Here is an 11854-nt window from a genome sequence, read left to right as displayed (position 1 = left end):
GACTATCTCAACAGTCCTGGCCTTCGGTTACAGTCTTGAACAACGCAGATGACCGCCGCATGCCGGGGGTCGTCCTGCTGACAATCGAATACCGCTCATCCAGAGGGGCAGAGGGATACGGCCCGTTGAAGCCCCGGCAACCCTCCAGCCGGTCTCCGTCGTTCATCGGACGCGAGGCTCCCGGCTAGGGAAGGTGCCAAATCCGTCTCGTGGCGAGACGCGCCATGAGGAAGATGAGGAGAAAGGGCCTCGCCATCATGGCTGTGCAGACTGTCGCAAGCACCACCCCCGTCAACCTGGGACCCGCCGCGGCGCTCTCGTGCCGCGAATGCGGGGAGCGTTTCGAGCTGGGCCCGATCTTCGCCTGTGCCTCCTGTTTCGGGCCGCTGGAAGTCGCGTACGACCTGCCGGCCGGAGACCCCGAAGCGCTGAGGAAGCGGATCGAAGCGGGTCCGGACAACATCTGGCGGTACGCGCCGCTGCTCCCCGTGCCCGCCGACGTGGCCGAGAAGCCGAACATCAACCCCGGCTTCACCAAGCTCGTCAAGGCCGACAACCTCGCCCGTGAGCTCGGTGTCACCGGCGGCCTGTACATCAAGGACGACTCCGGCAACCCGACGCACTCCTTCAAGGACCGCGTCGTCGCCATCGCCGTCGAGGCCGCGCGCGCCTTCGGCTTCACCACGCTTTCCTGCTCCTCCACCGGCAATCTGGCGGGCGCGGTCGGCGCGGCCGCCGCGCGGGCCGGCTTCCGCTCCTGCGTCTTCATCCCGCACGACCTGGAGCAGGGCAAGGTCGTCATGGCCGCGGTGTACGGCGGCGAACTCGTCGGCATCGAGGGCAACTACGACGACGTCAACCGCTTCTGCTCCGAGCTCATCGGCGACCCGCTCGGCGAGGGCTGGGGCTTTGTCAACGTCAACCTCCGCCCGTACTACGGCGAGGGCTCCAAGACGCTGGCGTACGAGATCTGCGAACAACTCGGCTGGCGTATCCCCGACCAGATCGTGATCCCGATCGCCTCGGGATCGCAGCTCACAAAGATCGACAAGGGTCTGCAGGAGCTGATCAAGCTGGGCCTGGTCGAGGACAGGCCGTACAAGATCTTCGGTGCCCAGGCGGAGGGCTGCTCGCCGGTGTCGGCGGCCTTCAAGGCCGGCCACGACGTCGTACGTCCGCAGAAGCCGAAGACCATCGCCAAGTCGCTGGCCATCGGCAACCCGGCCGACGGCCCGTACGTGCTGGACATCGCGCGCCGCACCGGCGGCGCGGTCGAGGACGTCGACGACGTGCAGATCGTCGACGCGATCAAGCTGCTGGCCCGCACCGAGGGCATCTTCGCGGAGACCGCGGGTGGCGTGACTGTGGGTGTTGCACGGAAGCTGATCGAGGCGGGTGTCATCGACCCGTCGCTCACCACGGTCGTCCTCAACACCGGAGACGGCCTCAAGACCCTCGACGCGGTCGCCCCGACCACCGGTCCCACGGCGACCATCCGCCCGAGCCTCGACGCATTCCGCGACGCCGGCCTGGCCCGCTGACACCGCCGACTACCTACGGAAGGCAGAACACCATGAGCGTGAACGTCCGCATCCCCACCATTCTCCGTACGTACACCGGCGGCCAGGCCGAGGTCGCGGCGCAGGGCGCGACCCTCTCCGAGGTCATCGCCGACCTGGAGAAGAACCACACCGGCATCGCCGCGCGCGTGCTGGACGACCAGGGCAAGCTGCGCCGCTTTGTGAACGTCTATGTGAATGACGACGACGTGCGCTTCGAGCAGGGCCTCGAGACGGCGACGCCGGACGGGGCCGGGGTTTCGATCATCCCGGCGGTCGCGGGCGGCTGAGCCACGCGAGTTGACGCACAGTTATGAGTTTGGCCCTCTCCGCAAGAGAAGCGGAGGGGGCCATTCTGCATGGTTGAGCGCGGTACAGTTGGGGAAGTCCCCTCGGCTGCCCGTGCCGGCCGCATATGAGAATGCGCCCGGGCGCGACAAGAAGCAGCCAATGTGTTCGATCGTATTGCGGCTTAAGTGCCGTATGCCGGGCCCGACTTGCCCCGGAATTTCTTGAATTCAGGTCAAACTTCCCTTCGGTCGCGCGCAGAATTCTCGTCCGATTGACCTGTTGCAGAGGGCAGTTGGGCAGATACATTCAGCCGCGGTCGACGCGTTCCGGCGCACACCCCTGGCATCTGCCGGGGTGAGTTCTGACCCGGGTCCGCGAAGTGCGGTCCTGTGCAAGGGCCAGTAATAGGGGAGTTAGGCATGGCTCAGGGCACCGTCAAGTGGTTCAACGCGGAGAAGGGGTACGGCTTCATCGCGGTCGACGGTGGTGCGGATGTTTTCGTCCACTACAGCGCGATCCAGATGGACGGGTACCGCACCCTTGAAGAGGGTCAGCGGGTCGAATTCGAGATCTCGCAGGGCCAGAAGGGTCCGCAGGCGGACATGGTCAAGCTCGCCGTCTGATCTCGGCGCGATCGGCCACATACGCACTACGCACTCACGCACGAGGGGCTCGCATCCCACCAGGGACGCGGGCCCCTCGTGCGTCTGTGCCCCCCGCCCGCCCCGTCTGCGATCCGTAGAGCCGCTTGCACTCTCCTATGCCGAGTGCTAATCATTGGCGTTAGCACTCTGCAGGTGAGAGTGACAGCTTAGGACCGGGTCGGTGAGGCCCGAAGAGTCGGCGGGGCAAGGAACCGTACGGCTCTCAGGCCGTCCGTCGCGGGCGCCAGCGCGGTCCGGAGAATCCACCCCAGTCCGGGAGGACCACTTCACATGGCCAAGATCATCGCGTTCGACGAGGAGGCACGGCGCGGTCTCGAGCGCGGGATGAACCAGCTCGCCGACGCCGTCAAGGTCACCCTTGGCCCCAAGGGCCGTAACGTCGTCCTCGAGAAGAAGTGGGGCGCCCCCACGATCACCAACGATGGTGTTTCCATCGCCAAGGAGATCGAGCTCGAGGACCCGTACGAGAAGATCGGCGCCGAGCTGGTCAAGGAAGTCGCCAAGAAGACGGACGACGTCGCCGGCGACGGTACGACCACCGCGACCGTTCTCGCCCAGGCGCTGGTCCGCGAGGGCCTGCGCAACGTGGCGGCCGGCGCCAACCCGATGGCCCTCAAGCGCGGCATCGAGAAGGCCGTCGAGGCCGTCTCCGGCGCCCTGCTCGAGCAGGCCAAGGACGTGGAGACCAAGGAGCAGATCGCTTCGACGGCCTCCATCTCCGCCGCCGACACCCAGATCGGCGAGCTCATCGCCGAGGCGATGGACAAGGTCGGCAAGGAAGGCGTCATCACCGTCGAGGAGTCCCAGACCTTCGGTCTGGAGCTGGAGCTCACCGAGGGTATGCGCTTCGACAAGGGCTACATCTCGGCGTACTTCGCCACCGACATGGAGCGTATGGAGGCGTCGCTCGACGACCCGTACATCCTGATCGTCAACTCCAAGGTCAGCAACGTGAAGGACCTCCTTCCGCTGCTGGAGAAGGTCATGCAGTCCGGCAAGCCGCTGCTGATCATCGCCGAGGACGTCGAGGGCGAGGCCCTGTCGACCCTGGTCGTCAACAAGATCCGCGGCACCTTCAAGTCCGTTGCCGTCAAGGCCCCGGGCTTCGGCGACCGCCGCAAGGCGATGCTGAACGACATCGCCATCCTCACCGGCGGCACGGTCATCTCCGAGGAGGTCGGCCTCAAGCTCGAGAACGCCGGCCTGGACCTGCTGGGCCGCGCCCGCAAGGTCGTCATCACCAAGGACGAGACCACGATCGTCGACGGCTCCGGCGAGAGCGACCAGGTTGCCGGTCGCGTCAACCAGATCCGTGCCGAGATCGAGAACAGCGACTCGGACTACGACCGCGAGAAGCTCCAGGAGCGCCTCGCGAAGCTGGCCGGCGGCGTGGCCGTCATCAAGGCCGGCGCCGCGACCGAGGTCGAGCTCAAGGAGCGCAAGCACCGCATCGAGGACGCCGTTCGCAACGCGAAGGCGGCCGTCGAGGAGGGCATCGTCGCCGGTGGTGGCGTGGCTCTGCTCCAGGCTGCTTCGGTCTTCGAGAAGCTGGACCTCGAGGGCGACGAGGCGACCGGCGCCAACGCCGTGAAGCTCGCGCTGGAGGCCCCGCTCAAGCAGATCGCCGTCAACGGCGGTCTCGAGGGTGGCGTCATCGTCGAGAAGGTGCGCAACCTGCCCCTCGGCCACGGCCTGAACGCCGCGACCGGTGAGTACGTCGACATGATCGCCGAAGGCATCATCGACCCCGCGAAGGTGACCCGCTCTGCCCTGCAGAACGCGGCCTCCATCGCGGCGCTGTTCCTCACCACCGAGGCCGTCATCGCCGACAAGCCGGAGAAGGCGTCCGCGCCGGCCGGCGGCGGCATGCCGGGCGGTGACATGGACTTCTGATCCGCCTGCGGATCAGTAAGCCCGGTTACGGAACCGAGGGCGGCACCCCACTCCCAGGGGGTGCCGCCCTCGGGCGTTACCCGGCCCGGCGCAGGCCGCCCAGTGCGACGGCCACCGGCAGGTAGGCCAGCGCCAGCAGTGCGAAGACCGCGCCGTGCGAAAGGTGCGGGGACAGCGCCGCGTATGTGCCGTACGCCAGCAGGGACGTGACGTTCGTGCCGAGGCCGGCCAGCGACGTGATCGTCGCACGGCTCTGGCCGGTGATCGCCGCCTGGAGGCGTACGTCCGCCAGCACGTCCGCGAGCTGGAAGACCAGGAACGCCGCGCCGAGCAGTGCGAAACCGGCGGGCACGCCCGACAGCGCACCCGCCGCGAGCGCCACCGCCGCCAGGGCCAGCAGGGCGCCGGTCGCGCGTCCCGAGAGCCGTTCGCCCGCCGATACCAGCAGCGAGCCGAGCGTCACGCCGACCCACACCACCAGCACCAGCAGCGGAACGGTCTGGGTCGCCACTCCGGTGTCCGCCGCCAGCAGTGGCACGTACTCGTCCAGCACACCCCACACCGAGGTGATCACGACGGCGAGGACCATCGCCCGCCGGACGGGCCGACTGCCGCGCACCTCGGTCAGTCCGGAGTGCAACGTCGCGAGGTAGCCGGGCCGTTCGGCCTTCTCCCGGTGGGCGGCGGTGCGGTGTTCGGGGAGCGTCGCGCCGGCCGCGGCGCACAGCAGGCAGGCGCCGATGCTTCCGGCCCACACCAGGGTGTCGCCACCGAAGGCGAGGGCGGGTGCGGCGGCCGCCGTGGCCGCGGCGGTCGCGGCCATGCTGACGGCGGCGGCCCGCCCCATGACCCGCCCGTAACGGTCGGCCGCGCCGAGCCGTTCGAGTTCGTCGTGGACGAGGGCTTCCATGGAGCCCGAGCGCACGGACCCGCCGACGGCCCAGAGCGTGAAGCCCGCGGCGTAGGCGGCGTACGACGGGGTCACGGCCCACAGGGCGAATCCGGCGGCGGACAGCACCGGGCCGACGACCATCATCGCCCGGCGGGACACCGCGTCGGCCCAGACGCCGGACGGTACTTCGACCAGCAGGCCGACGATGCACCAGATGGCGAAGAGGGAGGAGATCTCGGCGGTGGTCAGCCCGTTCTCGGCGAAGAGCAGGGCGTAGAGGGGGTAGAGGAGGACGAAGTCCTCAAGTCCCGCGTAGGCACAGAGCCTTCGCTCAAGGCTGCGGACACGGGAGTCGATCGGGGCGGGCGGGCACGACGAAGACGTGAGCATGCGTGTGGTCCTCGGCTGGAACGGACGGGGGACGCCGGGTGCTCACCCGCGCGGCGGCCCGCGACAGCCCGTTCCTGGACCTGCTGCGGTGGATCAATGTCGTCGTCGGCTCATGCGGCCGAGTTTACGCCTGGGCGTAGTCCTTTGCGGATGAGCTGAACGGTCATGCGTGATTCCTCTCGCGCGGGCGGGTTGTCGCTGCCGCGCGGGCCTCTGCCGCGTGCGCGCGGACCTGGGCGGGGGCGAGGTTCGTACGCCGTGCCGGGCCCGGCTCGCCGCGGCAGGGGCCGCACTCACCGCCGGACAGCGCCTCCGGGCGGCCCGGCGCACCGCACTTGGCGCACTCCAGCACCCTCAGAGGCGGACGCGGCGGCCTCTGAGGCGGGAGCTTGGCGGTCATGCGGGTACGGGCGAGGGCAGCCGGGTGGTGGACCGTGGCCGGGAGGCCCGCGGTGAGGGCGTGGCGTAAGTCCTGCTCGGTGGCACCGCGTGCGAACCACTCGGCAGCCAGCGGCGCGAGCGCGTCGCAGTCCGCGGCGGACAGCGACATGACCGGGGCGGTGCGGCCGAGCGCCGCCAGCAGGATGAAGGCGCGGGAGCGAGTCGGGCGCGGGCTGTCCTCCGGTACGTCGCCCCGCTGGAAGGCCGCCCACCACTTGTCGTCACGTGCCGTACGGGAGAACCACGTACGGGTTACCCAGCGGGCGCTGCCCGAGCCGACGAGGTGTTCGCTGCCGCGCCGCAAGTGGCCTGCGTTCTTGAGGTTGTTGAGGGCGGTACGGAGGGCGCACTGGCCGTACGGGAGCGTCTTGGCCAGCATCTTGACGGAGATGTCCGAGCCGTCCGGGAGCCGGTCGATGTAGGCGGCGATGGCGGCCTCGCGGGCCGGGAGGTGCGCGAAGTCGTCGGCGGTGCGGGGGCGTTGGCCGGGGGCCGACCGTTTGCCGTAACCGGGGTTGGCGAGGGGGTGCGGGACAGCACTAAGCTGGCTCTCAGCCATGGATCGGTCCGTTCGATCTCGTTGGTCAAGCCCCCGCAGGTGTTTGGCGCACCTGGCGGGGGCTGTTCGTTTTCCGGACACGCTAGAGCGTGATGACTGTGCGTGGCAAGTCGAACGCGTGGCGTCAACTGCCGGGGAGGGTGGGCGGGTTGAGACCCACCGCCCATTCCTTGAAAAGAGCGCTCGGGGCCCGAGGCTTGAGCCCCGGGCCGCCCGGTGGCTAGCCGCGCTTGAGGTCCGCGACGAAGGCGGACCATGCGGCGCTCCGGAACACGAGCGCCGGGCCGTCGGGGTTCTTGGAGTCGCGGACGGGGACGATGTCGGGGTGGTGGTCGGCGACTTCGAGGCAGTCGCCGCCGTCGCCGCCGCTGTAGCTGGACTTGCGCCACGTAGCGACTTCGAGGCAGTCGCCGCCGCTGCCGCCGCTGTAGCTGGACTTGCGCCAGGTGGCCGCGCTCAGGTCGTACTCAGGGCCGCTGATCTTCATGCGCGTAATCCTCCGCCACTGATTCGATCAGGGCCAGGGATTCTTGTGGTGACAGTGCGCTGGCCCCGACCAAATCGTAGGTCAGTTCGTGGCGGGCGACCGTGGCGGCATCGTCAAGCAACTGTCCTGTTCCCAAGCCCTGCAGGTAGGCGAGCGGGGGCGCGTCCTCGAAGGCCATCAGCTTGAGGGAGCCGTTCAGGGCCGCGTGGCCGCCCGCTTCGAACGGCAGCACCTGCGCGATGATCCGGTGCCGCCGCGCCAGCGCCGCCACATGCCCGAGCGCCTCCGCCATCACTCCCGGCCCACCGACCCTCCGGCGTAACACCGCCTCGTCCACAACAACGGCAGTGTTGGGTCGTCCAGCAGGCGCGCTCGGTCGAGCCGCGCCTCCACAAGTCCGTCGATCACCGCCTCCGTCGCCGTCGGCTGATACGCGCGGAAGACGGCCCTCGCGTACGCCTCCGTCTGCAACAGGCCCGGAATCAGCAGCGGTGCGTACTCCTTGATCGTCGTCGCGATTGCTTCTGCCTCCGCCGCCTCGGCGAAGTGATCCGGGTACTTCGACTTCGTCGACGCCCTGCAATTACGTGCGAAGAAGCCGTTCGTGCCGAGGATGTCGTCTATCTGGCGCGCGTACTCCGGCTGCATCCGACGCGTACCCGCCTCCAGCTGGCCGATGAACGAACCGCTCACGAACAGCGGCGCTCCCAGCTCCTCCTGGGTGAGCCCCGCCTTCTCCCGCGCGTGGCGCAGCTCCGCGCCCAGCAGCGCCCGTGGTGAGGAGGACGGGTCGAGGTCCTTCGGTCCTGGCATGGCAACTCCCTGTCGTACAGGTGGGGTTGTTGGGCCGCCGTGACTGTTCAGGCTAGCCCGCGCCGGACACGCTGGGTGAGGAAAGCGAACACTCAGTGTGGAGGTGCCAGGTCATGGCGGTGCGATCGGCGGAGCGTCTGCGGGCGGCCGAAGAGGTGGTGGCCCAACTGCGGGACGGGCTCGGCGTGGTGGCCGTGACGTTGCCGTCGTTGCGGGTCGACGTGGTGTCGCTGGCGAGTGATGCGCCGTATCCGCTGGTGGACCTGGGCCGCTGCAACCTGGACACGGCGCTGCGGCTTGCCGCCGTACTCCATGGGCTGGACACCGAGTGAGCCGCCCCGGGACGTACGCCGTCGATGTCCGGGACGGGCGGGTCGGACAGATCATGGGGCGCGTCGGCGGCTACGTACAGCTACGGCCGCCGGGCGGTGGCCGGGAATGGGACTGCCCGCCGGAGGCCCTGCGTCCTGCCCCGCCGGGGGACGTGCTGCGGGCACGAGTACGCGAGCGCAATCGCGAGGGCCGGCTGCCGTGAGGCGACTGAGGGCGGCACCCCCGCTCGCAGGGTGGTGCCGCCCTCGGGCGTTCGTCGGTCAGGCCGTGCGGCCCAGGGCTCAGACGACTCCGGAGCCGGAGATGGTGATCTTGGCCTTGGTCCGGCCGCTCTGCGAGCCGAGGCTCTCGATCTTCTTGACCAGCGCCATGCTGTCCTCGTCGGCGACCTCGCCGAACACGACGTGCTTGCCGTCCAGCCACGGCGTCAGCACGGTGGTGATGAAGAACTGGGAGCCGTTGCTGTTCGGGCCGGCGTTGGCCATCGAGAGCAGGCCCGGCTTGCTGTGCTTGAGCTTGAAGTTCTCGTCGGCGAACTTCTCGCCGTAGATGCTCTTGCCGCCCGTGCCGTCACCGCGGGTGAAGTCGCCGCCCTGCAGCATGAAGTCGGGGATGACCCGGTGGAAGGAGGAACCCTCGTAGCCGAAGCCCTTCTCGCCGGTGGCGAGGGCGCGGAAGTTCTCCGTGGTCTTGGGCACGACGTCGTCGTACAGGTTGAAGTTGATCCGCCCGGCGGGGGCGTCGTCGATGGTGATGTCGAAGTAGATCTTGGTCGTCATAAGGACCATCGTGGCATCCCCGGCAGCGGGAGGCACGGCGGGGCACGGCGGACATCGGCCTGAACGTCCGGACCGGGGGCCCGGGTCGGGGTCGGGGGCCCGTCCGGCTCGGCGCGGGCCGCGCGGTAGGACGGGATCCAGGCGGTCGTTCTCGCCTACCGGGTCGGGTTGGTGTCCCGTACGGCCTGGCGCCGTGGAGTCGTGGACCCGCGGGCGGTGGGCCCGCTCCGGCCCGTCAGCCGTCGAAGCGGTCGCGGGAGGCCTCGATGTGGCCGAGGTACAGGTGGGTCCAGTCGCACAGTCCGTCGATCGTCACCCTCAGGGCCTGGCCCGGCTCCGTGAGCGTGTACTCGACCCGCGGCGGCACGACGGGGTGCACCGTCCGCTCGACCAGGCCGTTGCGCTCCAGCATGCGCAGGTTCTGGGTGAGCATCTTGTGGCTGATGCCCTCGATCGCATTCCGCAGCTCGCCGAAGCGCAGCGTGCGTTCACCCAGAGACTCGATGATCAGAAGCGCCCACTTGTTGGCGACCTCCGAGAAGATCTCCCGCGCCAGGGAGTCCGCGCGCGTCACGTCTGCTTCGTCCTTGAGTGAGCCCTTGAGCTGCTTGGTCACCATCAGGTTCCCCAGTCACCGAAAAGTGCGTTCTTCCATGTCAGCGTTCACTCTCCTACGGTTCCCAAGTAACCGCAAGAGAGCGCACGCGTTCTTGGACTGGTGGAAGCGAGCCCACGGGCTCTTGAGTAGTGGAGGCAAACATCATGGCCATCACCCTGGTAAACCCCGCCGGACTGCCGGAAATCGACGCCTACCGGCAGGTGTCGATCGCGACCGGGTCGAAGCTGGTCTTCATCGCCGGGCAGGTCTCCTGGGGCGCCGACGGTGTCACGATCGGTGAAGGCGACCTCGCCGCTCAGGTCGAACGGTGCTACGAGAACATCGGCCTCGCCCTGGCCGGGGCCGGTGCCTCCTTCGACGACGTGGCGAAGATGACCCTCTACGTCGTCGACTGGACCCCCGACAAGATGCCCCAACTCATGGAGGGGCTCGGCCGGGCGGCCGCGAAGCTGGGGGTCACCACCACGCCCCCCGCCTCGCTGCTCGGCGTTGCGGCACTGGACGTACCCGAGCACCTGGTCGAGATCGAAGCCACCGCCGTCCTCGACTAGGGTCTGTCCGGTGGATCATGTGACAGTCCCGGGTCCGGGCGTTGGGTTCGCCGTGGGGCGGGAGATCTGACGAATTCCGCCGTCACGCAAGAAGCCACCGCGAGTGCCGGGAAAAGGTGCGCCGGCAGCACCGCAGCAATGCGGCTCCGGCTGCGTTCGTGAACCACCTGCCGGAGATGCGCGGCGCGTTGGCTGAGGACGGAGCCGGTCAGCGCACGCTCCGCCCGGCGGCGTTCGCCTGCCATTCGCGGCCGATGGAGCGTATCAGCGCCGGGTACACCCCGGTGTACCGGAAGGGCTTGATGGCGGCCATGTAGAGGGTGCCGAACAGCCCGTTCGGCTTCACCAGGACGGCCATCTGGCCGCGGTAGCCGCCGGACCCGTCCGGGACCCAGCCGATGTGCATCACCGCGTGCACAGTCTTGTTGCCCATCTCGGCGGCCCACTCGTCGTCCCTCTGATAGACGGAGGTGAACGGGGACGAGCCGAGGTCGGGACCCTGGGGGCCCTCGCGAAGGTCCGTCGGCAACCGGTCGCGCAGGGAAGGCAGCCGGGTACTGATGCCGGTATCGGACTTGTCCCAGCCGAGCAGTGCTCCGAGCTTCCAGCGGACGGCGAAGAGCACGCGGGAGACGGGACCTTCTCCGTTCACCCCGCTCCTGAGACCGTCGGCGAACTGGCGCACCAGCCACACAAGGTCGTCGGGTCCGCCGGGGGTGGGCAGTGCCCACACGTCCTCGACCGTGAAGTCGTCGGCGATCTCGTGGATCCGCCAGGGGCGGTCGGTGTGGGCGGTTCGGGGAAGTCGCATGAGCAGGCCCCTATCTATACGGTGGCGTATACGTCGAGCGTAGACTCATCTATACGCCCCCGTATACTCGGCAGGCAGGTGAGGAGGCACACAGCATGGGCGCGACCCGCACGCCACGCGGCAAGTGGATCGAGGAAGGCTTGCGGGCACTGGTCGCAGGCGGTCCCGAAGCCGTCCGGATCGAGGCACTGGCGCAGGCACTCGGCGTCAGCAAGGGTGGCTTCTACGGGTACTTCCGCAACCGGGGCGCGCTGCTCACCGAAATGCTCGACACCTGGGAGTACGAGGTTGCCGAGAGCGTGATCGAGCAGGTTGAGAGCGGCGGGGGAGACGCCAGGGCCAGACTGGAGCGGCTGTTCGCCGTCGTCGCCGCCGCCACCGACGGGCCGGTGCGGGGCACCACCGCGGATATAGCGATCCGCGACTGGGCCCGCCGCGACGCGGCCGTCGCCGAGCGCCTGCGCCGCGTCGACAACCGCCGTATGGACTACCTGCGTTCCCTGTTCTCCTCCTTCTGCCCCGACGAGGACGAGGTCGAGGTCCGCTGCCTGCTCACCGTCTCGGTGCGCATCGGCAACCACTTCAACGCCGCCGACAACGGCAAGCGCAGCCGCGCGGAAGTGATGGACCTGATCAGGCAGCGGCTGCTGGAGTAGCCGCCCGTGACCTGGGGCGTGCCGGGGTGGTTGGTCCTCGGCGGGCTGTTCGTCCTCGCTTCGTGCGCGATGGGTCCGGCGGTGCGGTGGGCGGAGCGGGCGCCCGCCACGGCAA

The 11854-nt window shown here is 68.9% G+C and carries 14 protein-coding genes, 1 pseudogene and 1 riboswitch; of the genes and pseudogenes, 8 read left to right on the top strand and 7 right to left on the bottom strand.

Features of this window, described 5'->3' with window-relative positions; genetic code table 11:
* The first annotated feature begins 92 nt into the window (after positions 1–92).
* Positions 93–240: riboswitch (SAM riboswitch) on the top strand.
* A 17-nt stretch (positions 241–257) separates the two neighbouring features.
* The 4 genes from thrC (at position 258) to groL (ending at position 4408) form a co-directional block, all read left to right on the top strand.
* Positions 258–1541 (top strand): threonine synthase, encoded by a 1284-nt coding sequence (thrC, locus tag ACH4YL_RS31690; protein WP_398510918.1) that lies wholly within the window; start codon positions 258–260, stop codon positions 1539–1541.
* 32 nt (positions 1542–1573) lie between these two features.
* Positions 1574–1849 carry a MoaD/ThiS family protein gene (locus ACH4YL_RS31685; protein ID WP_398510917.1) on the top strand — a complete coding sequence of 92 codons (276 nt, stop codon included), beginning with the start codon at positions 1574–1576 and terminating at the stop codon, positions 1847–1849.
* Between the two features lie 420 nt (positions 1850–2269).
* Complete coding sequence (locus ACH4YL_RS31680) at positions 2270–2473, top strand: cold-shock protein (protein WP_005315736.1); 204 nt, start codon at positions 2270–2272, stop codon at positions 2471–2473.
* 312 nt (positions 2474–2785) lie between these two features.
* Positions 2786–4408, top strand: a complete 1623-nt coding sequence (gene groL, locus ACH4YL_RS31675) for a chaperonin GroEL (protein ID WP_398510916.1) — start codon at positions 2786–2788, stop codon at positions 4406–4408.
* 76 nt (positions 4409–4484) lie between these two features.
* Here the strand turns inward: groL and ACH4YL_RS31670 are convergent, their stop codons facing one another.
* The 4 genes and pseudogenes from ACH4YL_RS31670 to ACH4YL_RS31655 form a co-directional block, all read right to left on the bottom strand.
* Positions 4485–5690, bottom strand: a complete 1206-nt coding sequence (locus ACH4YL_RS31670) for an MFS transporter (protein WP_398510915.1) — start codon at positions 5688–5690, stop codon at positions 4485–4487.
* Positions 5691–5853: 163 nt separating this feature from the next.
* The gene (locus tag ACH4YL_RS31665) at positions 5854–6690 is read right to left on the bottom strand and encodes a hypothetical protein (RefSeq protein WP_398510914.1); all 837 of its coding nucleotides are present in this window, start codon (positions 6688–6690) and stop codon (positions 5854–5856) included.
* A gap of 220 nt (positions 6691–6910) precedes the next feature.
* A complete protein-coding gene (locus tag ACH4YL_RS31660; RefSeq protein WP_398510913.1) occupies positions 6911–7177 on the bottom strand; it encodes a DUF397 domain-containing protein in 267 nt (88 codons plus the stop codon).
* A pseudogene (locus tag ACH4YL_RS31655) lies at positions 7158–7990 on the bottom strand (Scr1 family TA system antitoxin-like transcriptional regulator). The gene ACH4YL_RS31660 and the pseudogene ACH4YL_RS31655 overlap by 20 nt, the downstream one beginning before the upstream one ends.
* Positions 7991–8103: 113 nt before the next feature.
* Between ACH4YL_RS31655 and ACH4YL_RS31650 the strand changes: the two are divergent.
* Together ACH4YL_RS31650 and ACH4YL_RS31645 are read left to right on the top strand one after the other, a co-directional pair.
* A complete protein-coding gene (locus ACH4YL_RS31650) occupies positions 8104–8322 on the top strand; it encodes a hypothetical protein (protein ID WP_398510912.1) in 219 nt (72 codons plus the stop codon).
* On the top strand, positions 8319–8525 hold the full coding sequence (locus tag ACH4YL_RS31645; RefSeq protein ID WP_398510949.1) for a hypothetical protein: 207 nt from the start codon (positions 8319–8321) through the stop codon (positions 8523–8525). Before ACH4YL_RS31650 ends, ACH4YL_RS31645 begins: the two co-directional genes overlap by 4 nt.
* 79 nt (positions 8526–8604) lie before the next feature.
* On the opposite strand, the gene ACH4YL_RS31640 is transcribed toward ACH4YL_RS31645, so the two are convergent.
* Both ACH4YL_RS31640 and ACH4YL_RS31635 read right to left on the bottom strand, forming a co-directional pair.
* Positions 8605–9102, bottom strand: a complete 498-nt coding sequence (locus tag ACH4YL_RS31640; RefSeq protein WP_398510911.1) for a peptidylprolyl isomerase — start codon at positions 9100–9102, stop codon at positions 8605–8607.
* A 235-nt stretch (positions 9103–9337) separates the two neighbouring features.
* On the bottom strand, positions 9338–9721 hold the full coding sequence (locus ACH4YL_RS31635; RefSeq protein WP_398510910.1) for a winged helix-turn-helix transcriptional regulator: 384 nt from the start codon (positions 9719–9721) through the stop codon (positions 9338–9340).
* Between the two features lie 143 nt (positions 9722–9864).
* Between ACH4YL_RS31635 and ACH4YL_RS31630 the strand changes: the two genes are divergently transcribed.
* Positions 9865–10272 (top strand): RidA family protein, encoded by a 408-nt coding sequence (locus ACH4YL_RS31630; RefSeq protein WP_398510909.1) that lies wholly within the window; start codon positions 9865–9867, stop codon positions 10270–10272.
* 208 nt (positions 10273–10480) lie between these two features.
* Here the strand turns inward: ACH4YL_RS31630 and ACH4YL_RS31625 are convergent, their stop codons facing one another.
* Positions 10481–11083 (bottom strand): DUF2867 domain-containing protein, encoded by a 603-nt coding sequence (locus ACH4YL_RS31625; RefSeq protein ID WP_398510908.1) that lies wholly within the window; start codon positions 11081–11083, stop codon positions 10481–10483.
* A 95-nt stretch (positions 11084–11178) separates the two neighbouring features.
* On the opposite strand from ACH4YL_RS31625, the gene ACH4YL_RS31620 reads away from it, so the two are divergent.
* Positions 11179–11739, top strand: a complete 561-nt coding sequence (locus tag ACH4YL_RS31620) for a TetR/AcrR family transcriptional regulator (protein ID WP_398510907.1) — start codon at positions 11179–11181, stop codon at positions 11737–11739.
* Positions 11740–11854 lie beyond the last annotated feature (115 nt).

Origin of the sequence: Streptomyces sp. NPDC020681 (assembly GCF_044334895.1) — a bacterium.
Classification (GTDB): domain Bacteria; phylum Actinomycetota; class Actinomycetes; order Streptomycetales; family Streptomycetaceae; genus Streptomyces.
This window is presented reverse-complemented; position numbering and strand designations above follow the sequence as displayed.